At 39.4% G+C, this 24,557-nt stretch carries 18 protein-coding genes and 1 tRNA gene; 7 read left to right on the top strand and 12 right to left on the bottom strand.

Annotated elements, in window-relative coordinates:
* Window positions 1–3 precede the first annotated feature (3 nt).
* Together I5M19_RS01565 and I5M19_RS01560 are read right to left on the bottom strand one after the other, a co-directional pair.
* On the bottom strand, window positions 4–3,123 hold the full coding sequence (locus I5M19_RS01565; protein WP_200063359.1) for an efflux RND transporter permease subunit: 3,120 nt from the start codon (window positions 3,121–3,123) through the stop codon (window positions 4–6).
* A 5-nt stretch (window positions 3,124–3,128) separates the two neighbouring features.
* Entirely contained in the window at window positions 3,129–4,208 is a 1,080-nt protein-coding gene (locus tag I5M19_RS01560) for an efflux RND transporter periplasmic adaptor subunit (protein ID WP_200063357.1), read from the bottom strand.
* A 305-nt stretch (window positions 4,209–4,513) separates the two neighbouring features.
* Here I5M19_RS01560 and I5M19_RS01555 point away from each other — a divergent pair, with 305 nt between their 5' ends.
* From I5M19_RS01555 to I5M19_RS01545, 3 genes are all read left to right on the top strand, one after another.
* Complete coding sequence (locus I5M19_RS01555) at window positions 4,514–6,316, top strand: M61 family metallopeptidase (protein ID WP_235985738.1); 1,803 nt, start codon at window positions 4,514–4,516, stop codon at window positions 6,314–6,316.
* A 133-nt stretch (window positions 6,317–6,449) separates the two neighbouring features.
* Window positions 6,450–6,605 (top strand): lmo0937 family membrane protein, encoded by a 156-nt coding sequence (locus I5M19_RS01550; RefSeq protein ID WP_200063355.1) that lies wholly within the window; start codon window positions 6,450–6,452, stop codon window positions 6,603–6,605.
* A gap of 39 nt (window positions 6,606–6,644) precedes the next feature.
* Window positions 6,645–7,322, top strand: a complete 678-nt coding sequence (locus I5M19_RS01545; protein ID WP_200063353.1) for a PAS domain-containing protein — start codon at window positions 6,645–6,647, stop codon at window positions 7,320–7,322.
* 5 nt (window positions 7,323–7,327) lie between these two features.
* Here the strand turns inward: I5M19_RS01545 and I5M19_RS01540 are convergent, their stop codons facing one another.
* The 3 genes from I5M19_RS01540 to I5M19_RS01530 are packed head-to-tail and all read right to left on the bottom strand — an operon-like array spanning window position 7,328 to window position 10,116.
* Entirely contained in the window at window positions 7,328–7,726 is a 399-nt protein-coding gene (locus tag I5M19_RS01540; RefSeq protein ID WP_200063351.1) for a hypothetical protein, read from the bottom strand.
* A gap of 45 nt (window positions 7,727–7,771) precedes the next feature.
* Window positions 7,772–9,742, bottom strand: a complete 1,971-nt coding sequence (locus I5M19_RS01535; protein ID WP_200063349.1) for a M56 family metallopeptidase — start codon at window positions 9,740–9,742, stop codon at window positions 7,772–7,774.
* 2 nt (window positions 9,743–9,744) lie between these two features.
* Complete coding sequence (locus I5M19_RS01530) at window positions 9,745–10,116, bottom strand: BlaI/MecI/CopY family transcriptional regulator (protein ID WP_200063347.1); 372 nt, start codon at window positions 10,114–10,116, stop codon at window positions 9,745–9,747.
* Window positions 10,117–10,246: 130 nt separating this feature from the next.
* On the opposite strand from I5M19_RS01530, the gene I5M19_RS01525 reads away from it, so the two are divergent.
* The gene (locus I5M19_RS01525) at window positions 10,247–11,650 is read left to right on the top strand and encodes an MBL fold metallo-hydrolase (RefSeq protein WP_200063345.1); all 1,404 of its coding nucleotides are present in this window, start codon (window positions 10,247–10,249) and stop codon (window positions 11,648–11,650) included.
* A 40-nt stretch (window positions 11,651–11,690) separates the two neighbouring features.
* On the opposite strand, the gene I5M19_RS01520 is transcribed toward I5M19_RS01525, so the two are convergent.
* The gene (locus I5M19_RS01520; RefSeq protein WP_200063343.1) at window positions 11,691–12,653 is read right to left on the bottom strand and encodes an isopenicillin N synthase family dioxygenase; all 963 of its coding nucleotides are present in this window, start codon (window positions 12,651–12,653) and stop codon (window positions 11,691–11,693) included.
* A 186-nt stretch (window positions 12,654–12,839) separates the two neighbouring features.
* Here I5M19_RS01520 and I5M19_RS01515 point away from each other — a divergent pair, with 186 nt between their 5' ends.
* A complete protein-coding gene (locus I5M19_RS01515) occupies window positions 12,840–14,249 on the top strand; it encodes a DUF6600 domain-containing protein (protein ID WP_200063341.1) in 1,410 nt (469 codons plus the stop codon).
* 79 nt (window positions 14,250–14,328) lie between these two features.
* Here the strand turns inward: I5M19_RS01515 and I5M19_RS01510 are convergent, their stop codons facing one another.
* Both I5M19_RS01510 and I5M19_RS01505 read right to left on the bottom strand, forming a co-directional pair.
* Complete coding sequence (locus I5M19_RS01510) at window positions 14,329–15,174, bottom strand: ferritin-like domain-containing protein (protein ID WP_200063339.1); 846 nt, start codon at window positions 15,172–15,174, stop codon at window positions 14,329–14,331.
* Between the two features lie 11 nt (window positions 15,175–15,185).
* Entirely contained in the window at window positions 15,186–15,875 is a 690-nt protein-coding gene (locus I5M19_RS01505) for a ferritin-like domain-containing protein (RefSeq protein ID WP_200063337.1), read from the bottom strand.
* A 415-nt stretch (window positions 15,876–16,290) separates the two neighbouring features.
* On the opposite strand from I5M19_RS01505, the gene I5M19_RS01500 reads away from it, so the two are divergent.
* Together I5M19_RS01500 and I5M19_RS01495 are read left to right on the top strand one after the other, a co-directional pair.
* Window positions 16,291–16,602, top strand: coding sequence for a hypothetical protein (locus tag I5M19_RS01500; RefSeq protein ID WP_200063335.1), 312 nt, complete (start codon window positions 16,291–16,293; stop codon window positions 16,600–16,602).
* Window positions 16,603–16,763: 161 nt separating this feature from the next.
* A tRNA-Val gene (locus tag I5M19_RS01495) sits at window positions 16,764–16,838 on the top strand.
* A gap of 88 nt (window positions 16,839–16,926) precedes the next feature.
* Here the strand turns inward: I5M19_RS01495 and I5M19_RS01490 are convergent.
* From I5M19_RS01490 to I5M19_RS01475, 4 genes are all read right to left on the bottom strand, one after another.
* The gene (locus I5M19_RS01490) at window positions 16,927–18,165 is read right to left on the bottom strand and encodes a multiheme c-type cytochrome (RefSeq protein ID WP_200063333.1); all 1,239 of its coding nucleotides are present in this window, start codon (window positions 18,163–18,165) and stop codon (window positions 16,927–16,929) included.
* A 90-nt stretch (window positions 18,166–18,255) separates the two neighbouring features.
* Window positions 18,256–19,770 carry a RagB/SusD family nutrient uptake outer membrane protein gene (locus tag I5M19_RS01485; protein WP_200063331.1) on the bottom strand — a complete coding sequence of 505 codons (1,515 nt, stop codon included), beginning with the start codon at window positions 19,768–19,770 and terminating at the stop codon, window positions 18,256–18,258.
* Window positions 19,771–19,787: 17 nt separating this feature from the next.
* On the bottom strand, window positions 19,788–23,210 hold the full coding sequence (locus tag I5M19_RS01480) for a TonB-dependent receptor (protein WP_200063329.1): 3,423 nt from the start codon (window positions 23,208–23,210) through the stop codon (window positions 19,788–19,790).
* A gap of 234 nt (window positions 23,211–23,444) precedes the next feature.
* Window positions 23,445–24,488 carry a FecR family protein gene (locus tag I5M19_RS01475; RefSeq protein WP_200063327.1) on the bottom strand — a complete coding sequence of 348 codons (1,044 nt, stop codon included), beginning with the start codon at window positions 24,486–24,488 and terminating at the stop codon, window positions 23,445–23,447.
* Window positions 24,489–24,557: the final 69 nt, after the last annotated feature.

The following is a 24,557-nucleotide window of genomic DNA, read 5'->3' as shown; positions in this document are numbered from 1 at the left end:
TACCTAAATATGTTCAATTATTACCGGTTTCTTTTTTTCATCTGTATCAACAACTTCAGCGTCAGGATCGCGCCGTTCCCTGGCAGCAAATATCATATACATGGTTGGTATAACATATAATGTTAACACCAGTGAGAACAGCATACCTCCAATGATAACAATACCTAATGATACACGGCTTTTTGCTCCTGCTCCCAAGGCCAATGCTATAGGTACCGATCCTAACACCACAGCTAAACTTGTCATCAAAATAGGCCGTAATCGTGACGTGGCCGCCTCTACAACAGCGTCATATTTATTTAAACCATGCTCCATACGCTGATTGGCGAACTCTACGATCAGGATACCATTTTTGGTTACTAAACCTACCAGGGTAATAATGCCTATTTCACTAAATATGTTAAGCGTTTGGTTAAAGAACCATAGTGATAAAAAGGCACCGCAAATGGCCAGCGGTACCGTGAACATCACAATAAACGGATCAATAAAGCTTTCAAACTGCGCGGCAAGTACCAGATATACTAATAATAAAGCAAATGCAAATGCAAATAAAATATTTGATGAGCCTTCCGCATAATCTCTCGAAGGTCCGCTCAGATCTGTACTAAAGGTGTCATCGAATAATTTCTTTGATATGCGCTGCATTTCGGCAATACCATCGCCTATGGTTTCACCCGGGGCCAGGCCCGCCTGTACCGTTGCTGATTTATAACGGTTAAAGTGATAGATTGTAGGCGGAGTAGCGCTTTCATCAATCTTAACCACATTATCCAGTTGCACCAAAGTTCCTTTATTACTGCGCACGTAAACTGATTTAAGATCAAGCGGCTGATCGCGGTTAGCTCTATCCACCTGTGCAATCACTTCATATTGTTTACCATTTATTAAAAAATAGTCGAGCCTGCCGCCGCTATAATACAATTGCAGTGTTTGCGCTATATCCTCTACAGATACACCCAGATCACGGGCACGGTCCCGATCGGTAATAACCCGCAGTTCCGGTTTAGTAAATTTCAAATTAACATCGGCTCCCTGAAAAACCGGACTTTTGGATACTTCATTGAAAAATTCAGGCAAAACCTTCCGTATTTTATCAAAATTCTGGTTTTGAATAACAAATTGAATGGGCAGTGAATTACGTGCCCCGCTTCCACCACCACTAATGGTTTGCTCCTGCACAACTATTGCCCTTGCATCAGGCATGTTACTTAATTTTTTGTTCATCCAGTCGGCAATCTCCTGCTGGCTCCGCTTACGTTCGTCAGGCGGAACAAGCCCGATACGGCCATAACCTGTATTGGATGCCCCGCCACCAAATGAAGGTGAAACTATTTCAAGGTTCACATTTGCTTCCGGAACAGAATCTGACACCAGTTGAGCAACGTTATCCATATAACGGGTCATATATTCATAAGTAGCTCCTTCAGATCCGGTAACCGAATAGCGTAATAAACTACGGTCATCAAGCGGAGCGAGTTCGCTTGGTGTTATTTTCACCAATATACCTGTAACTAATAATGAAACTCCCAGTATTACAAATGAAACCCACTTACGCTTCATAAAGGTGATCAGCGTTTCCGTGTAAGCATTGGTCATTTTCACAAAGAAGGGTTCCGTTTTTTCGTAAAATCTCGACTTTTTAGAATTCTTACGGATAAGCTTTACATTCAACATTGGTGTTAACGAAAGTGAAACAAATGCTGATATTAATACCGAACCTGCCACAACCACCGCAAATTCCCTAAATAGCCTTCCGGTAAATCCCTGTAAAAATATGATAGGCAAAAACACAGCGGCAAGTGTAACCGATGTTGAAATAACCGCGAAAAATATTTCAGCGGAGCCTTCAAAAGCAGCTTTACGCACAGCCATCCCACTTTCCACCTTTTTATAGATGTTTTCCGTTACCACAATACCGTCATCAACAACCAAACCTGTAGCCAGTACAATACCTAACAAGGTTAATATGTTGATAGAAAACCCGAACAGATACATGATAAAAAACGCACCTATTAATGAAACAGGTATATCTATCAGGGGCCTGAAAGCAATAAGCCAATCTCTGAAAAACAGATAAATAATAATCACTACAAGTACAAAAGATATCAGTAATGTCTCTTTTACTTCGGTAATGGAATTATTAATGAATCGTGTATTATCAAGTGTTACCTTAACTTTAATATCCGACGGCAGATCTTTTTTTATTTGTTCAAGTCTCTTATAAAAATCATCAGCTATTTCTACATAATTAGCTCCGGGTTGCGGCACTACACCTAAAGCCACCATGGGTATGCCCGATTCCTTTAACGATGTTTCTTCATTAGCGGAACCTAACACCGCATAGCCAATATCTCTTAACCGTACAACACGGTTACTGTCAGCCCTTATAATGAGGTCATTAAAATCTTTTTCTGACGTTAATTTACCTATGGCCCGTATAGTGATCTCCGTATTATTTCCTTCAATTTTACCGGCCGGAAGCTCAACATTTTCACGACTAAGCGCTGCCCCGATATCGGTTGCGGTTAACCCTAAAGCTGAAAGCTTATTAGGATCTATCCATATACGCATTGCATACTGTCGCTGGCCCAGCACGTTAATGGCACTTACACCGGATATGGTTTGTAAGCCTTCCTGCAGCACGTTCTCAGCATAATCATCTACCTGATTAATGTTACGGGTATCACTGCTTACCGTAAGTATAAGAATATTAGAAGCACTTGCGTCGGCTTTACTTATAACCGGTGGCGCGTTAATATCCTGTGGTAACTGGCGCTGAGCCCTGCTCACCTTATCCCTTATATCATTGGCCGCGGTTTCCAGATCGGCATCCAGGTCAAATTCAACCGTAATATTACTGGAACCAACCGAACTGGATGATGAAATATTACGAATTCCCGCCACCCCGTTGATGGCTTTTTCGAGCGGTTCTGTTATCTGGGATTCAATAACATCAGAGTTAGCACCGGAATAGCTTGTAGATACGGATATAATTGGCGGATCTACTGACGGAAAGTCGCGTACACCCAAAAACTTATATCCAATTATTCCAAATACAACAATAACAACAGACATTACCGTTGCCAGTACCGGTCGCTTTATACTTACTGACGATAAACTCATAGCTGTTATTTTATAACTTTAAGGATTTTTAACGGCACTTCAGGTCTTATTTGTATCAACCCTGATACTACCAAACTATCTCCCGGTTGTAATCCCTCTATAACCTGAATCTTGGTATCGGTACGTATATCTGTTTTCACATCCTGTTCGGTCGCTATCCCATTCTTATATAAATACACCTTACTGCTTTTCAGATCGGGGATAACACATTGAGTGGGAACCATAATAGCTTTTGGTATCTGATCGAGCGTCAGGTTAATTTTTGCAAACGCACCCGCAACTAAAAGATCATCGGGATTAGGTGCCTTAGCCCGAACGGTTATCGTTCTCGATTCTGAATTAAGTGCCGGTTCTATAGCATAAACTGTTGCTGAAAAGTTTTTTCGTGAACTCTCTACGGTAAAATTCACTTTACTCCCTTTACCTATAAGCTGTAAATACCGTTCCGGTACTGAAAATGTAACTTTGGCCGGATTGATATTTACAAGTGTTGCTATGGAGGTTGCAGGCGACAGATACCCTCCGGGGCTTACATTTCTTAAACCTATAATACCAGAAAAAGGTGCCCTAACCTCGGTTCGCGTAAGTTGTGCTTTTATAACATCTGCCTGTGCCCGTAAACTATTTAATGATGCCAGCGAGGTTTGATACTCCTCCTTGCTTACCGCTTCCTTTTCAAGTAAAATTTTGTTTCTGTTTTCAATATCTTTCGCCAACACTATCTGCGATTGTATCTGTTGTAAGGAGGATTGCAGATCCTGATTATATACTTTTACCAATAACTGCCCCTTTTTAACTTTTGTACCTTCAGTAAAATATATTCCTGTAATATTGCCCGCAGTCTGACTGATAAGGTCAACCTTTTCATTAGCGTCAATAGTTCCGGTAATTTCAATGTGATTATTAAGAGTAGTATCTTTAACAATCATCACGTTAACTGAAACAGGTCCATTTTTACCCCGTCCTTTTTTTCCACCGGCAACAGCAGCACGGCCTTCAACCGCTTTCTCGCTAAAAAATTTGTTATAAATTAAAAAGGCGATAAGTAAAGCCAGCAACGTATATATAATGTATCTTGTTTTCATATAAGGCCGGATAGCTTAAGGGGTAAAAAAATCATTATTGGTATATTTCTCTATTATTTCAGGTATTAAATGTCTTACGCAAAAGCTTTTATATAAAAACCCGGTCAAAACAATAATTTATGGCACAAATAAAACATGACTATTTAATTAGTCGAATTACTCGCTAAAAACAGACAAACATAAATTGCTGTTACTGACAAAACTAACCAGTTAAGCGATTTTTTCATTACATGTATCAACCATTTTACAACGTATTCCATTTTAATGCCATAAATTAAAAACATAAAAATTCATAAATTGGCGCCATGAAAAAATTTAAACCATTAGCTCTGGCTTATTTAATATTGTTTTTTATGAAAATAACACCCGGCCATGCCGCTGGTACTGCTAAAATATCATACAAAGTAACTTTCCCCGAAGCACAAGCGCATTATGCTGATGTAGAGATGACCGTTAGCGGATTAAAGCAAGCCGATCTGGAACTTAAAATGCCCGTGTGGACACCAGGCTCTTATCTAATAAGAGAATTTGCAAAAAACATCGAATCATTAACAGCAACTGCCGATGGCAAGGCCATTAATGCTCTTAAGGTGAGTAAAAATACCTGGAAAATAAATACAAGTGGCGTAAATACAGTAACGGTTAAATATAAGGTTTACGCTTTTGAAGTTTCGGTACGTACAAGTTTTGTTGATGTATCCGAAGGGTTTCTTTCTACATCGGGTATATTTTTATATCCGAAAAACATGCTGGATCAGCCTTCCATAATTAATATAACGCCGTATAAAGGCTGGTCAAAAGTATCAACCAGTCTTGAAAAAGTTAACGGCGATCCCTTTACATTGCAATCACCTAACTATGATATTCTATACGATTCTCCTATAGAAGTAGGCAATCAGGATGTTTTTAGTTTTGATGCAGCAGGCGTAAAATATGAAGTTGCCATGTGTGGCGGCGGCAACTATGACAAAGAGCGTCTTAAAAAAGATATGCCTAAAATTATAGAGGCCGAAACTGCCGTATTTGGTGAGAATCCTAACAAGCACTATACTTTTATAGTACATAACCGCCAGCGTGGTGGTGGTGGACTGGAGCATCTGAGTTCTACAGTTTTGGGCGCGTCAAGAGATGCTTACTCCAGCGAACGTGGGTATAATGGCTTTTTAAGTTTGGTAGCGCACGAACATTTTCATCTGTGGAATGTAAAACGTTTGCGTCCCATTGTATTAGGCCCTTTTGATTATGAGAACGAAAACTATACAACCGACCTGTGGATAGCAGAAGGTTTTACTGCATATTATCAAAACCTGATATTAAGGCATGCCGGAATAGCTACGCCCGAGAGCTATTTAGCTGCTATGGCAGGTGATATCAATACGGTGGAAAATCAGCCCGGTGCAAAAATTCAACCGCTTGCCGAGGCCAGTTTTGATGCCTGGATAAAATCATACCGCCCGAACGAGAATTCATACAATACAGGAATTTCCTACTATGATAAAGGCGCTGTAATTGCCATGCTGCTCGATTTGCAGATCATTAACAATACTAACGCTAAACAATCACTTGATGATGTGATGCGGTATATGTATAACACCTATTACAAGCAAAAAAAACGTGGCTATACTGATGCTGAATTTAAACAGGCATTTGAGAAATTTAGTGGTCAGAATCTTGATGAATTTTATGCAAAATATATTAACGGTTTAGCAGATATTGATTATGATAAGTATTTAGGATACGCCGGATATAAAATAACTAACGCTTTTGCCAATGTGAATGAGCCAACACTGGGAATTTACACCCGTAACGGTAATGGCGATAATAAATTAGTTACTACCGTACTGCGCGGCGGCGCCGGATGGATAGACGGCATTAATGTTAATGACGAGATAACCGCTATTAACGGTGCACCGGTATCTGATATGAATACCGCACTCAATGGCAAAAAAATTGGCGATAAAGTAACCGTAACGGTGATCAGAGATGGTATTACCATGGATATCCCGGTAACACTGCTTAAAAACAACCGGGTTAATTACAAAATTGAAGAAGTGGCTAATCCGGATGAAAAACAGCTTACAGTGAGAAAAAAATGGCTTAAATTATAATTCTAATTCTCATCTATCATTTTTAGGCAAAGCCACTCCTGTTTTCAGGGGTGGCTTTATTTTTTTTGAAACATTTTGTGGGATTTATCATTATTATACTATCTATTAAATTATAAATTAAAAACCACAACCCATGAGATCATTATTATATATTATTGCAGTAATACTTATTATAGGCTGGGCAATAGGCGTATTTTTTACCGCTGTAGGCAGTCTTATACATGTTTTATTGGTAATTGCCGTTATAGCATTTATTATAGGATTAATACGCAAACCAGATACTATTTAGTATTTAAACTGACTTCCCGGAACAGTTATTCCAAAAAACATGCAAATTCCATTGACATCGCAGCTAATTGGCGACCTGATAGAGAAGGGTTATACTTACATGCTGGCTAATACATCTGTTGATAATACTGACGCTACCACGCTGGTGTTAAAACCCATACGGGAAAAACCACATTTAAACAATTTGCCGGATGGATTTGAAACCTTTTATAAAATAACCAGAGAGCCTTTACAATTAGCCTGTGGAATTGAAAACACCACAGTGCTTATTGATTATGCTACCATTGATGAAAACATCACTAAAACTGATATTTTCGACGATAGTTATTTTAGGATGAGTGAAGACTTCTTCAAGCAGGTATTAGAAAGCCTGGAAGATTATGCCGTGGTTACCACCGACAAAAATGGAGATATAAATAGCTGGAATTCGGGGGCTGAAAAAGTATTGGGCTATACCGAAACCGAGGCTATTGGATTAAGCGCCAGTGTATTTTTTACTCCGGAAGATATTGCTGCAGGTGAGCCCGAGCGCGAATTAAAAGAATCGCTGGACGATGGCAGAGCCGTTGATGAGCGTTACCACATGCGTAAGGATGGCACCCGTTTTTGGGGAAGCGGACTGGTATTTCCCCTATATGATGACAATCATGAACATAGAGGGTATACTAAGATTATGCGCAACCTTCGTGAACGTAAAGAGGCTGAAAAGGAAAGATAAATCAGTTATTTCTTTATAATTTTAGCTGCCCCTAAAGCGAATAATCCTTGTATTATCCCGAATGCAATCCCAAAAACTGGTGCCATTATCAATATCGTTTTCCGCGGATGTATGCTTAAGTATGCCGGCATATTTTGATTAATGGCTATAATATCAGGATGATGAATTGCATAAGTAGCATAAAATGCTGCATGTATCAAACTAATCCACAAACTATTAAAAAGGCTTAATACAAATCCGTGTAAAAAGTATTTAGCGGTACATACCTTGGCAATTACCAGTGCTGAAAAAACAAAAATTACCAGCCAAAATACGGGTTCAATATTTTGCGGGATCAAAGCTATTGTACCAAACGCCATTATCAACCCGAAAACAGATAATTGAAATATAATCTTAAAATTCATATCGACAGCTTATAGCGTTATAAATTTAGCGATATGATACTATATTTAGTTATTTAAAAGCTTTTTGTTGGCCTTGGCCGCTTTTGCTTTTTTAGTTTCTATTACAATTACACCGTTGAATGCCTTATCACCATATTCCAAAATAGCATTTTTGTCTTTCAATACCGATATACTGTTAATATCCTTAGGGTTTAAGTCATCCAAACCTGTACGCTCTTTCCCATCAACTATGATTAAGGGATGGGTTCCGTCAGAATTTGTCAATAAGTTTTTTGATCTGTATGTACTATCGGCAGATTTAAACCCAACTTTCCCGCCTTTATTTGGATCAGGAGTAACATCATTAAGTGCAAATGATATCGGCACACTATATTGCACTGCTACAGCTCTGCCGTTTTGAACACCAGGGTTCCATTTTGGCATTCCTTTAAGTACCCTCACTGCTTCTTCATCTGCTCCGTCTCCTATACCCCGCACTATTTTAATATCTCTTATCGAGCCATCTTTTTGAATAACAAAGGTGGCAATCACTCTGCCTTCTGTTTTGTTTTCACGAGCCTTTGCAGGATATTTAAGAGCTTTATGCAGGTAATCGTAAAACGCCGCTTCTCCTCCCGGAAAACTTGGTAATACCTCAACAGCTGTAAAAACTTTGTTCGGTTGCGCGGTCTCTGGCTTATTATCCCCCACTGTATCATCAGTAAGCGCAAAACTTACGGGCACGGTATATTGTACTCTTACAGATTTGCCATTCTGTTTGCCAGGTATCCATTTGGGGCCATTCTTCATTGCCCTTACAGCTTCTTCATCAGCGCCGTAGCCAATTCCGCGAATAACTTTAATATCGCTAAGTGAACCATCTTTTTCTATCACAAAAGTAAGTATAACCCGCCCCTGGATATTATTATCCCTTGCATCTGCCGGATATTTTATAGCTTTAGAGAGATATCGTTCAAATCCTTTTATTCCTCCGGGAAAACGTGGCTGCTTTTCCACGGCCGTAAATATTATATTTTTCCCAACGGGTACCGTATCTGCAATTGCTGCTTTTTTATCAGCCTTCTTTTCTATCGGTTCCAAAGTAAAATCGTACCTTTTTACGGATGGCTTTTCATCAGGTATTATAGACGACGCCGACTTTTGAAAAACCCTGTTAGCGTTTTTATTGATAGCTTTAATGGCATCGCTGTTATTTATTGTGGCTGATGAAAGTATCAGCATTAACAAAAACAGTGGAGCACTTAAACCATATTTTAACAGCTTTACCCTTGCTGACTTATCTTTTTGAAGCATCATAATTCGTTGTTTTAAAAGACTGTGATTAAAAAAAGGGGTCACCAATTCATGGGTTGGGGAGTTAAATGATTGGCTTAATAATAATAAAGCGTATTCTGCTTTGCTTGTACCCTCCTTAAGCGCATTCCTGTCGGCTATGTATTCATGAATATGCTTAATGGCAAAGCGATACAGATACACAACAGGGTTAAACCAGTTAATGATCATTACGGCTTCTATAATAAGCACATCAACTGAGTGCCATTGTTGCGCATGCACTTTTTCATGTGCCAATATGATATCCTTACCTGTGGCCGCTTCATCCACCCGTATTTTTTTGAAAAAAGAAAATGACGTTTTCTGTTGATCCTGAGTAATAACCCTTCTTAACAAGATCAGCTGCCACATTAACCGTACAGCTAAAAATATCACCCCGCATATGTATAACATAATTAATAGTTCACCAATCGTCAGGAAATTATTTTTTATAGGTGCAAATGCCGTGATATTGACCGGGGCGCTATAACTACTATAAATGGTCTGTTTTACCTGTTGTGTTATAAACAAGTCTTTAACCCAATCGGCCTGTATACCGGGTATTAAAAATGAAAACAACGCAGCACCAACAAGATATATCCTGTTGAGCTGAAAAAACGTTTCCCGGCGCAGCAAAAGAGCGTAAAACCCGAAAAATAAGATCAGATATACATTCACTAATAATAGATATTGCCACCAGGTCATAATTATTTGTCTTTAAGTTTCTCAATCAGCCTCATAATTTCGTCAGCTTCTTTTAAATCAATTTTTTCCTTTTTCACAAAAAAGGATAACATCCTGTTCACGGAATTATCAAAATAGCCCGATAAAAGCTTATCAGCTGCAAAGGTTTTGTATTGTTCTTTACTCACTATAGGATGATATTCATGGCTTTTGCCAAAGGCGGTATGACTAACAAAACCTTTTGTTTCCAATATCCTGATAATAGTGGATACGGTATTATATGCAGGTTTCGGCTCGGGCAAAATATCTAATACATCTTTTACAAACCCTTTTTTCAATTGCCAAAGCACTTGCATTATTTGCTCTTCGGCCCGGGTTAACTCTTTAATTTCCATGTGCATAGTACGTTAGTTTACTTTATCAATCTAAGGTATTATATATAAATCATTTTTGCAACTAAAATCTTAGTTTTATTTTTTCCAAACATTATATAGCTACATTAGTTGCTAATGAATATTTAAACACATGGAGATTACTTTTCACGGTGCAGCACGTAATGTTACCGGAAGCAAACACATTATTAAACTTAATAATGGCACAACAATACTTTTAGATTGCGGCATGTTTCAGGGTTTGGGTGAACAAACCGAAGACATGAATGAGCATTTTGGTTTTAATCCTAAAAAGGTAGATCATTTAATATTATCACACGCGCATATTGACCATTGCGGGCTTATCCCCCGCTTAGTAGCCGAAGGTTTTAACGGCCATATATATTGTACGGCACCAACTATGGATCTTGCAAGGATACTGATGATGGACTCTGCAAAAATACAAACGCAGGATGCGGAATACAGCAACAAGCACCGCGCCAGAAAAGGCCTGCCGCTGTTGGAAGCATTATATACCGAAGAAGATGCTATGGAAGCCCTCCGGCTTTTTAAAATAGTAGATTACCATCAGGATTACGCCATTACACCCGACGTTAAATTCAGGTTTACAGATGCCGGGCATATTTTGGGCAGCGCTGCGGTACACCTTACCATTAAAGAAGATAACAAAGAAACCCGGATAACATTTAGCGGAGATGTTGGGCGTTACGGCGATCTGCTGTTAAAAAGTCCGCAAACGTTTTCACAGGCCGACTATATTTTATTGGAATCTACGTATGGGGATACCCTGCATAAAGATGTTGGCCCAATAGAAGATGCTCTGCTTGAGGTGATAAAGCAAACCTGCGAAGTAAAAAAGGGCAAAGTAATTATTCCGGCTTTTAGCGTAGGCCGCACACAGGAGTTATTGTATGCATTAAACGCGCTCGAATTGCGGGGTGTGTTGCCACAGGTGCCTTATTATGTTGATAGCCCCCTATCAGATAAGGCTACCCAGATCGTAAAAAATCATCCTGAAGTATATAACAAAGATGTTAAAGCCGTTTTAAAGGTTGATGCAGATCCATTCGGTTTTAAAGGATTAAAATTTATCCAATCAACTGCGGAATCTATAGCCTTAAACGACGACGTAAGACCGTGTGTAATTATTTCATCATCGGGTATGGCCGAGGCCGGAAGGGTTAAACATCATATTAAAAATAATATTGCTGATCCAAAAACTACCATACTTATGGTTGGCTATGCCGAGCCTAACTCGTTGGGCGGCCGCTTGGCCCGAGGCGAAAAAGAAGTACACATATTTGGCGAACAATATCATGTGAACGCAGAGGTGCGGTCTATAAAATCGATGAGTGCGCACGGCGATTATGATGATCTTTTACATTTCCTATCATGTCAGGATCCTAAAAAAGTAAAAAAACTTTTTTTAGTACATGGGGAATATGAAGTTCAACAGCACTTTTCCGGAAAACTGAAAGAAAAAGGATTTGCTGATATTGGAATACCCTATCAGCATCAAAAGATAGTATTGGAATAAAAAAAAGGCTGCCAACGTAATTTGTTGGCAGCCATCTTTATTATTTCTTTAAGCCTATTTCCCTCAGGCGTTCATCCAGATATTCGCCCGCTGTAATATCGGCATATAACTTAGGATGATCCGCATCAATCGTTGATGGCAGGCTGCTCAGATCCATCCCCGATTTTGGGTGCAAAAAGAACGGCACCGAAAAACGCGAGTTTTTCATTTCTTCGCGCGGCGGGTTTACTACCCTGTGGGTAGTTGATTTAAGCTTATTATTAGTTAAACGTTGCAGCATATCGCCAACATTAACTACCAGATCCTCGCCATGTGCTTTTACCGGGAACCAGTTACCCTCGCGGGTTAATAATTCCAGGCCGTCAGCACTGGCGCCTATTAACAAGGTAATTAAATTTATATCCTCGTGTGCACCGGCACGTACCGCATCAGCAGGAACAGCGTCCGGATTCTCTATAGGGAAATAATGCAGCGTACGTAAAATAGAGTTACCATTCTCCACCTTGTCGTCAAAATAATTCTCCGGAAGATTTAAATATACGGCTATGGCACGCAACAGGTATTTACCCGCAGCTTCCAGTTTCTTATATACCTCAAGCGTAGTGGTGTTAAATTCAGGAAGTTCATCAACTATTAAATTATCCGGATAATCATCCTTTTCAGGTGCGTCATCACTTACCGTTTGGCCTATTTGCCAAAACTCTTTCAAATCAGGGGTTTTAAATCCTTTTGCAGTTTCTTTATTTTTACTGGTATACCCACGTTGTCCGGCAAGTTCTGCTTTCTCATATTTTAGCTTAACATCTTCGGGCAGGGCAAAAAGTGCCTTTACCTGCTCATATAACTTATCAATAAGTTGCTTGCTAAGGCCATGATTGGTTATAGTAACAAATCCGGTTTCATTAAACGCTTTCCCAATATTATCAGAAAATTCTTTCCGTTGCTCTTCAGAGCCATTTATATAGGTATTAAGGTCAAGGCGTGGAATATTAACAGTATTCATAGTTTTAATTTAAGTAAGTTCAAAATTATTCAAAAAAATACAGATGGTATAGCTTACACCAAAAAATAGTGTGTAACAGCATTTATACCTTTTATAAGCAGTAAAAAATGTTTTTGTTTAAACGTTTTAAATATTAGTAAGTCAATAAATTAAAATAAAATACCTTACCAATTAAATACCAACAATATGAAAATATTAAACAAAATATGGGGTATAGGTTTATTGGCTTTATTGCTGATAACTTCCATACCCGATAAAGGTGTTGCTCAGTACCATGATCAATATATATCAGAGCAGGACTTTTATGATCAACTCGACTCATACGGCGTTTGGATTGATGATCCGGATTACGGGGATGTATGGGTGCCTGACGTTGATGAAAATTTCAGACCATATGCTACCGATGGACATTGGGTACTAACATCATATGGCAACACCTGGGTATCCGACTATCCATGGGGTTGGGCAACCTTTCATTATGGCAGATGGCGTTACGATAATTATTATGGCTGGGAATGGATACCCGGCTACGAATGGGCGCCGGCATGGGTTACCTGGCGCGGTGGTAACGGCTATTATGGCTGGGCTCCGTTATCGCCTGATATGGATATTGACATAGCCTTAAACGGTGGGTATGATCTTCCTGATTATTACTGGGTATATGCTCCGCAGGCATATATTAACGAGCCGGATATTTATAATTATTATATCCCTTATTATCGCGTAGTAAATATTTACAGACATACCAATGTTATTCATAATGTGTATGTGTATAGAAACAGGAGGTTTATAGCCGGCCCCAACCGCAGCGAAATACAGCGATATGTTAAAAGACCAGTAAGGGTGTATCAAATAAATAATGTTAACAGGGCCGCTTCAAATACTATAAATAATAATACCATAAATATTTACAGGCCGGGCGTTAAAAAACAGCCGGATGCACGACCTGCAAGATTAGTAGATGCTAATGCGTACAAACAAACTAATCCGAACAACCGTATTGGCAGTAGCAATCCAAACTACGGGCAGCAGTATAATCGCCAAAATGCAAGTCGCCTTGCTGATGCCGCTAAAAGCAACAACCCGGATACCCGCGTAATAAGAATAAATAAAGTTGGCGTAGCAAATCCTACGCTTATTAATCAACCTGCTGACAACGTTCAAAGAACTGACGTTAGAAATGCGAGAAGTAATGTTTCGCAACAACAATCAAGGGAGCAGCAACGCCAGCAATTGAGCCACCCGGGGCAACAAACCATGGAACAACAAAGGCAACTGCAAGAGCAACAAAGTCAGCAACAAGCCGTGCAGGAACAACAGGCACGTGAACAGCAAAGGCAGCAACAAGCCAGTCAGCAAAGAGTTGTACAGGAGCAACAGGCACGTGAGCAGCAAAGGCAGCAGCAAGTCAATCAACAAAGAGCCGCGCAGGAACAACAGGCACGTGAACAGCAAAGGCAGCAGCAAGCCAATCAGCAAAGAGCCGCACAGGAGCAGCAGGCGCGTGAGCAACAAAGGCAGCAGCAAAAACAAGAACCGGTTAGGGAACAGCCCCAACCACAACAGCAAACACAACCACGTCCCGCACGTCCGTAATTTAATATGCTTAAAAAAAAAAGCGACCGGAGAAGTTCTCCGGTCGCTTTCGTTTTAGTAATTATATTTTGAGTAGCTATTAGCTAACCAGGAAAGATCCCTTTAATAACAATAAAACCTGCTCTGTGGTTAATGGCTCATCAAATGCTCCTGTTGCAACACTTACTGAAGCGCCAAGTGCTGTAGTAAGATTTACACCACCTTGTGTAACATTTTGTTCACCATCATAATTACCATCCACCAATGCATTACCGGTATCATTTCCTTTTGATGCAGTACTCACAATCCACGGTTTTGTAGTGGTTGATTGTCCTAAATCAAAGCGAAGTTTACGTATGGCAGAGGCGTGGCGTGCTTCTACAGCATGTATTGATAATGCTGCAGTTAATACCACCTGATTACCTTTTAAAGCAGGGGCCTGGCCTTTATAGGCACGAACACCTGTATCTTCAAAAGCCTGCGCAGCTAATAAAAATGTTGGATAATCTGTTAAAGCAGCAGCAAATGGACCATTGCCTGAACCATTACCACCCGAAAGATCGATATTCGGTTCAGCAACCGGAGTTCCTCCCAGTTGAGTTATCACTCCCTTTAAAAAAGAAACGTGCTGGTTCTCATCATCTTTTATCTCATTAATATAAGATGCATTGGCAGCAGGAATCAAAGCTCCCGCAGAACCTGTGTTATAAAATTTCGCTTCTAAGTATTCTAAAGTTAAAGCAAAGTTTAAAACATCAACTACTGATGAATTTGTTTGACCATATGCTTTTTTAAACATGGTACCCAAAGCAAATGGCATGGCAGCAAGGGCTACTTTTGAACCAAAGCTGGTAATATTTTTGATCGCGTCACGACGAGGACTTAAACGCTCGTGTATCTCCGGATCAACTTGTTCTATTTCGTTTATTATATTAAATAAGTTCATGGCGATTTTAATTATGGTTGATAATTGTAATTTACTGCAGACACTTTGGTTTTAAGGAAGCCATTGGCACCTGCCAATACTTCGGCTATACTTGCCGCTTTGTTTAATCCATTAGCATCCACCTGGTCGCTTGCAGCAAAACTGCCGGAGTTTAAAAGGTTTGATATTAATGCCGCGTGCCTTGCCTCAACTGATACGATTTTACCTGCTATGGTAAGATACCCCGAATCCTGTATCAAGTAACCGGCTCCATCATACGCAGTTACACCGGTATCTTCCAATAATTTAGCCGCACCAAGTACACTTGCACGATCGCTGAAATTAATTGAACTGAAGTCGGTAGTTAATTCCTGTATAGCACTGCCGCCAATTGCCGCTTTAAAAAAATCACGATGCAAAACTTCATGATCTCGTATATCTGTTAAATAAGCTGTTTCTGTTGCGGTAATACCATTATAAGGGTTTGCAACCACCTGTAAGTAAAACGCGGCTTCTAATTGTTCAAGCGCATAAGCATAATTTAATATACCGATATCACCTGAACCAATATCAATTGATCCGTCTACAATTACCTTATGGTCTTTTTTACACGAGGTTGCTCCGAGTACCGCAAGAGTTGCTGCGCTGGCACCGGCGTATCGCAAAAAGGACCTTCTGGCCATATTTGCTCCGCCTGTAATTGGGTTAATTTCTGTTTTCATAATTGCTTTTAAATTTTAGCTTTATAGATGTATTATAAATTTGTTTGTACTAGTACCTACGTATGGCATTGTATAAACGGATTTAATAATTCCGGAAATAGACAGTTCAAAAAGGAGTAAGAAAATTAAAACAAAAAAGGCCGAAAGACTCTCGCAGTCTTACGGCCCTACATCTACCTATGAAAAACACCCTTTGAGGAGGGTATTAACTTAAAGTCAATTTACATGCCCAACTATAAATCGGCTTAATTAATTATTTAGACATCATTTATTTAGTGTAACTATTATTTAACTGTGGAAATTTGTGCACAACTTGTGTACAAATATTAGCAATGAATTAATAAAACACATTAACAAATAAACAGTTATGATAGTAGTAATTGTAAACTAATTATAAAACCAATGTTACAGTAAGATGGATTACAATATATATTTATTAGCTACCGATCCGAAGAATCCTTGCAGAGACGTAATACATTCAAGAGATACAGAACTAAAGATCAGAGTTTTTTGTCTGGACGAAGAGCGATTTACTCCTAACGAATCGGAAATACAATTGTATGGTTATGCCCATAATAAACTTTACGCATTTGAAACCATCAATATAAACTCCGAAGATGCCTTAGATGTGGTGGGCGCTATACAATGGTATGCAGATTATATAGATTATCCGGAAATGGAAATATTACCCGAAGACCCACGCCGAAATCATAATATAGCGATGTAAAAATCCTTAATACCGCCCGAAAAAAACTGATTAAAGCGATTTGTTCCATAAAAAGAGAATCAATAAGAATGTAAATAACTGGTTATCTACAACTTAAAAATAATTAAAATTATTTTTTGAGTAATAGCGGATAGATTCTATATTTGCAGTCCCAAAACAAAGGGAGTTTAGCTCAGCTGGTTCAGAGCATCTGCCTTACAAGCAGAGGGTCACTGGTTCGAACCCAGTAACTCCCACATTAATAAAGCCTTTAGATTAATTTCTAAGGGCTTTTTTGTACAGTAGTAAATTGCTACATAAACGTAGTTTAGTATATTACGCTTACTAACGGCTGTTTTTTATAAAGTTTATTACCTTTTCTGTTTCCGCCGGATAAATGGCAATGCGGTGGGTGCGCACCAGGTAAGGAATTTTTAATTTATGGCTTGTAGCTTCTACCTGTATTAAATTTGACGGCTTGGCCGGCATGTGGCAATCAATGCAATTAGTTTTAATGGCCTCGCCCAGTTCAGGGAGCATTTTACATGAATTGTGGTTAGTTGTATTATGGCAGCTTATACATTTCCGTGAATATGCAGCTAAATCACCGTTTTCCTTTTTGTGTACATTGTGGCAGGTATTGCAGTCCATATTACTGCTTATAAAGCATTTACTTGCCCTTAGTAAGTTATTTTGGTTACCATGTACATCAAGCGTTTTAGGATCGGTAGTTTGCGGGGCAAAATTATGTTCCTTAAATTTAGAAAGGGTATCGCCCATTTTAAACACAAAGGCCGATCTTACAAACACATCCTTATTACCGGAATGGCAAACTGCACATGCGTCTAATTTTTGCTCCCGGGTTAAGCTGTTATAAGTAGTTATGTACATCGGTTTTTTAACCTCCGGATATTCTGTGTGATAGTTTACATGATTTGCAGCCGGCCCATGGCACCGCTCACAATCTATCCCCAATATTACCGAAGCCTTATCAAACTCAACTTTACGGTTGGTTAAACTAATGTCCTCCTGTGATACGGGTTTAATGTATGAGCTATGGCACTCCATACAACGCCTTAAAATAGGTCTGTTAAAATCAACTCTTCCTGTATCATAACCTGGACTGTTTGTCCAGCTATGTAAGGCGTTAAAATAGGAAATAGGCAATTCAAATAATTGCTTACCCTTCCAATACAGGTAAGTTTCTGCTTTAATACCCCCTACAGTAATATCAAATTTTTCTCTGCGTGTTTGCTTACCGTTTATATATCCCACCTGGTATAAGCCATTGGCACCTTTCTGCATAACTACCTTATTACCGTTTCCAAAACTAAAAACATTGCGCCCTTCGGCGAAGCTGCCATGAATAGTTTTGATATCAGCAACCCGGGAAGTTTCAAAATGCGCGGTTTGGATATATGAATCATAAACGTCTTTATGGCAATTGACACATGTTGATGAACCTGCAAATATTTGGCCCCGCGGATCTTCCTTTTTAACTGTACCCGTATAGCACTGTGAAAGTATTACCATAAGCGGCAGCAAAAAAAGCGAACCAAAAACAAGTGTTTTATTAGATGTCATACAATTAATACGCAGCAGTTAATATTACCCATATTATTAAAAATAAAAAAGCTGCCGGGGTGTTCCGGCAGCTTTTCAAAAAACATAATATTAATATCCCGGATTTTGTTTGATCTGGGTGCCGTTCAATGTTTCTGTTAACGGAATTGGCAATATTTCATTTTTACCTGCCTGGAAACCTTTAAATGCTAAGGCTGCCGGGGCCTGGCCTGTTCTAACGAGGTCAAACCAGCGATGCCCTTCGGTAGCAAGTTCTAACCTTCGCTCTTTATAGATATTATCTAATGTCGGCGTTTCAGCAGCAAGGCCAACACGTGCTCTCACTGCATTTAATAAGTCGCCTGCACGCCCGGTGTTTGTACCGGCTTGTACCAATGCCTCAGCTTCCATAAGGTAAGTATCTGCAAGCCTTATTTCAATATAATCATTTGGCCAGTTCAAGTCAGTTAAACCTGTGGTAACAATATTTTTTACCTTAGGCGCATATTTTTCAATATAATAACCTGTTCCCTGATAGCTCTCGTCATATGATGTTCCGGTGGCCTTTGTTAAACTATCAATATTAGCTATAGTATACGGATAGCGGGGGTCACCCTTCATTGCTGCAACCAGATTTGGTGTGATCGGATTAAATCCATAACCACCGGCGTAGTAAATCGGTCCTGTAAAACTTCTTGGACCCACCATTTGCACATACACGTTAGATTTGAATTGGTTCCAGTTGCTCCAGGTATAATTTTGCATACCGGTGTGTACTATTTCAAAAATAGATTCGCTGTTAAATTTATTAGTTGGACTAAATATATCACCAAAGTTATTTAACAATTTATAACCATAAGTGCTTGTACCCCCTGGTGTGCCGTTAACTTCTTCTAATGTAGATGCAGCTAACGCCCACTTTTTTTCATACAAATAAACCTTACCTAATAAAGCCTTGGCTGCCCCCTGGGTAACCCTGCCATTTTCGCTGGCGGCAACAGTTACTGGCAAATCGGGTATTGCTGCAGTTAAATCAGCTTCTACCTGGGCGTAAACCTCTTCAGGTTTAGCTTGTGGTTGCTGGTACACTTCTGATATTTGCAGCGTATTTAATATTAATGGTACATTTTCAAATAACCTAACCAGATCAAAGTAATAATGAGCACGTAAAAAATGCGCCTCTGCAGTATATCTTTTTAAAACATCCTCACTTAAGCCCGGCACATTGGGTAATTTTTCAAGCAATACATCAGCACGGTTTACACCCTGAAAATTGATTGCCCAAAAACCTGCCTGCGGACCAACCGCCGGCGTCATGGTGTAATTGTTTATTGCCTGCCAGTCCGGCACGTCAGATGAACCCCCTCCGCCTGCGAAACAATCATCGGAAGCTGAGTTCAATGGTCCTAACGGATCTGTATAAGTACCGTCAAGTCCGCCGGTTTCAGTAACCAGCGGATCGTAAGCCGCAACCAAAGCTGTTAAAGCCTGTGCCGGATTTGCATAGTAATTTGATTCAAGGAACTCACCCTGCGGGGTTAATTCTAAAAACGACTTTTTACAAGATGCCATTACGCCTATTGCTAACAAAACAGCTCCTGTATATGTATAATATTTAATTTTCATGATAATTGTATTTGTTATTATAATGTAACATCTAAACCAACCATAAACGTGCGGGCCTGAGGATATATCCCCATATCAATACCGCCGCTTATTTCCGGATCATATCCTTTATAACCTGTTATTGTGGCTAAATTATTACTGCTTAAAAATACTCTTGCTCTTTGCACATCTGCTTTTTTAAGCCACGCACCCGGCAATGTATAGCCTAACTGCAATGTTTTAATACGGAAATATGCACCGTTTTGCAGGTAGAAATTAGACGGGTTTTTAAAGTTGTTATTTGGATCAGAATCAGTTAATCTTGGGTAATTACCAGTAGTGTTTGTTGGTGTCCAGGCATCTAACGCAGCTATAGGATAGTTAGCCGATGCTATATCTAAACGACGGTACGCCTGATATATCTTGTTACCCCAAACGCCTTGTCCGAATAATTTGATATCAAAATTGCGGTAGTTTGCACTGAAATTGATGCCATAGGTAAATGTTGGCAAGGGGTTACCCAGGAATTTACGATCAGCATCGGTAATTTTTCCGTCACCATCTGTATCGTTCCATTTAAAGTCGCCTGGTTTAGCGTTTGGTTGTATAACGGTGCCATTAGCCGATTTATAGTTATCAATCTCTGCCTGTGAATGGAAAACACCTAATTCTTCAAAGCCATAAAATGCGCCAACAGGATGCCCTACTTCGGTACGACCGATTTCATAGTTAGCGTTTTGCACACTACCTACTTTAAAGAAATTGATCTGATCGCCAAGGTAAGTTACCTCGTTGTGGTTGTATGATATATTACCACCGATGTTGTAATTGAACTCGCCAATTCTGTTGCTATAGCCAAGGTTCAACTCCACCCCTTTGTTTTCCATATCGCCAATATTGGCAGATGGTTGAGCAGAGAAACCTGCATAAGCCGGAAGCTGTACGGTCTGCAGCATTCCTTTAGTGGTTTTCTTATAAATATCAAAAGTTACCGTAAGGTTATTAAGCAATGTTGCATCAAACCCGATGTTTGCCGTGCGTGTTTCTTCCCATCTAAGATTAGGATTCGACGGTGCATTAGGGCTGTAACCAACTATTAAACCATCATCTCCGAACACGTAATTACGGCCACTTCCAATAGTCGCGGTATATTGGAATGGTGCAAGTGACATTTCGTTACCAACTATGCCGTATGAACCACGAATTTTAAAGTAATCGATGAACGAGTGTGTAGGGAACCAGCCTTCTCTCGACATGACGTACCCTACCTGTGCCGAAGGGAATGTTCCGTAAACATTGTTGCTACCGAATTTAGAAGAACCATCTCTGCGGATAATTCCGGTGAACAGGAACTTTTGATCGTAATCATACGTCACCCTTCCAAAATAGGAAGCCAGTGTATAGGGTTGATTATCGAATCCGTTAGCAATTTTGTTTGCATTAGGTAATGCATAATTTGGCGATGATTCATTAAATGTATTAACAGGTAAACCTAAGAACGTGCCACCTAAACCCGATCCGCTCTCTTTCTGAGCACTTGTACCTATTAATGCAGTTACATTATTTTTACCGAAAGAATGTGTATAAGTTAATGTATTATCAATGTTCCATGACAGGTTCTTGTCATTTTCAAGGTATAAAGAGGTGTTAGAAAGATTACTTGTGCTGGAGTTCAGGTAATATATCGGTGTAAATGATTTACTACCATAGTATGCCTGCTTAGCACTTATTTGCGATCTGAATTTAAAGCCGGTAACCGGTTCAACCTCAATAAACGCGCTACCAAGCAGGTTAGTTGCATAACCATAATTGCCCTGCTGTGTTTTTACATAGGCAAGCGGGTTGGTTATTTCCTGCGATACATAGTTTGATATCCCGTACGGATTACCCTGAGCATCTCTTACAATATTATTAGCATTCGAGGTGTAAATACCTGCATTAGGCTGACCGTTGATATCCGTTACTACTGTTGGAGTAAGCGGGTCAAGATTTAAGGCAGAACTAAGCGGACCACCAAAAACGCTGTTGGTATTTAAGCTGTTTTTATTACGTGTGTAAGAGTAAGTGAAATTTTCACCAATGGTTAACCACTTTTTCACTTTGTAACTGGTGTTAGTTGTAAAAGTGAATTTTTTGTAGTTGGAGATAGAAGGCATAACAATACCATCCTGATCTAAATAACCAAATGAAGTATAATAGTTCGCTTTATCGGTTGCTCCGTTTATACTTAAATTGTGGTTTTGTATCAGCGCGTTATTGCTGAAAATCTGATCCTGCCAGTTTGTACCCACACCCAGTGACTCAGGATTTGCGAAAATAGCAGTACCCCCGTCATTGGTTACGGCTTCGTTACGCAACATAGCATATTGTGATGCATTTGCCAATTCCGGCTTATTAACCGGTCCCTGAAAACCTATATAACCATTGTATGAAATTTTAGGCGGCCCTTGCTTGCCTTTTTTGGTTGTTATGATAATTACACCGTTTGATGCACGTGAACCATATATTGCGGCAGAAGCATCCTTCAATACATCAATTGACTCAACATCATTAGGGTTGATGTTATCAATACCCCCATTATCAACTATTACCCCGTCAATCACATACAACGGATCGCTGTTGTTAATAGAAGTAATACCCCTTATACGGATACTCGGTGCTGAACCCGGCGCGCCTGAACTTTGAACAACGTTAACACCCGCAGTTCTGCCTTTAAGTGCGTCATCAATACGGGTAACCTGCTGATCTTGCAGATCACTTGCCTTCACGCTGCTGATAGCCCCTGTTACGGTAGCTTTTCTTTGTGTACCGTAACCAACTACTACAACTTCGTTAAGTGCTTTTACATCTTCAACTAAGGTTATAGCTATATCGGTTTGATTGCCAACCGTTACTTCCTGGTTGTTGTAACCAATATAAGCGATAGTTAAAACGGAGGCGGGACCTTCTACATTTAACTTAAAATTACCATTAACATCTGTAGTGGTGCCGTTGGTAGTTCCTTTTTCTAAAATGCTCGCACCTATAACAGGCTGACCATTTTTGTCAATAACCTTTCCGGTTATAGGTATCGAAATCGCTTCTGCAGAAGTTATGGAATTTTGTTTGGTTAGTTTAACATCAGCAGCAGCCTTTAATTCGGTCATTTTGCTGAGTATTATTCTGTCTTTTAAAACCTCGTAAGTAATGCCGTTACTTTTTAAAACCTGATCAAGTACGTTTTTAAGCGACAGATTTTTTGCGTCGACAGATACCTGCTGATTAACATCAATAGCGTTATTGCTATAAATGAATTTAACCCCGTCATTTTTTTGCAGATAGTTAAGCACGTTTATCAAACTCGCGTTATTTAACGTGATGCTTATCTTTTTATCAAGTATGTTTTGGGCATTCAATGTACTTGAATAGGCCATACCACTTAATATAACTGACAGGAATAACTGTATAAATGTGATCCTCATGATTTGATACCAGGGAATGGGTTTTCGTAAATGAAATTTCATTATATTTGTTTTTGTTTCTTTTTTAAAATGAGACAATTAACGCCCCTTCACCATTTAATTGGTGTCGATGTGTATGGGCTGGATTTTTGACTTAGGAGTGCTCGCAACACTTCTAAGTTTTTTTTTGCCTTTTCGGCCGGAAGTATTCTTCTGTTTAAGTTTGGTTATTTTTCTTCATAATATTTATTTGGATTAATTGATTGGTTTGTTGAGTTCTATACTGTTGTTTTTAATTGCATAATCAATATTCAGCGCTTTACTCAGCGCTTCCAACACATCCGGAAGGTTTAATCCGGAAAAGTCGGCATTCAGTAAATAATGATTTAGTTTTTCGTCGGTTACTTTTATCTGAACATTAAAAGTGGCATTCAGCACAGGTACAATATCCTTTAATGGCTTATTGTCAAAATTCAGGTTTACGTGTTTCCATATCTTAAGCTCTGCATCAGCACCTTTTGTTTCAAAAGGTTTTAAAACATGTTTATCTTTAAGGTAAACAGCCTTTTGACTTGGGTATAACATTACCTCATCCTTATTAACTGTTAAAAGATCATCCGCTACTTTATTCTTTGATTTTATACTTACCGAAACCTTACCCGTAACTACTGATACATCGGCAGTGGTGCTTTTATCGTTATCCCTAACCAGGAAACTTGTTCCCCAAACTTTTGTTATTATCGAACGGCTGGTAATAATAAAGGGCCTTTCAGGATTTTTGGTAACCTCAAAAAAGCACTCACCCGCCATTGATACCATACGGGCTTTTTCACCAAACACTTTAGGATAGGTTAACCGGGCATGCGGACTAAGCCAAACAGCACTGCTATCCGGAAGTATCGATTTATAAATATGATCAGAGTTATTAGTGATCGCTACTACATCTGTTGTTCCTTTTAAAGAATCGGTATGGCTTGTTTTTGATGTAGAAAAATAGAATAATCCCGCAACGGCAATAAATGCAACTGCTGCCGCTGCCCACCTGTACCAGGTTTGCATTTTTGGTTTTCCGGTAACTAAAATACGTTCCTCTTTATTATTAGCACTCTCAATTTCAGAAAGTATAGCGCTGTATATTTTTTCCTTTAAAAGTTCCTGCTCGGAAGCATTTAAGGTATCAACAGGATCTGGCACCTGCTCAAAAGATTGATACCATTTTTTTACCAATGCAGTTTCTGCAGCAGTGCAATTACCACTCAAATACTTTTCCAGTAACTCAACGGATATAGGTTCTTTCATGAAATTAATGAAGAATATAATTAGGCTTATAGATACATGACGTTTAACTAAGGGCTTACCCTTGCTCTG

It is taken from the genome of Mucilaginibacter segetis (genome assembly GCF_016522075.1).
Classification (GTDB): domain Bacteria; phylum Bacteroidota; class Bacteroidia; order Sphingobacteriales; family Sphingobacteriaceae; genus Mucilaginibacter; species Mucilaginibacter segetis.
The sequence above is the reverse complement of the archived record's forward strand: the minus strand, read 5'-3'. Positions and strand labels throughout refer to the sequence as shown.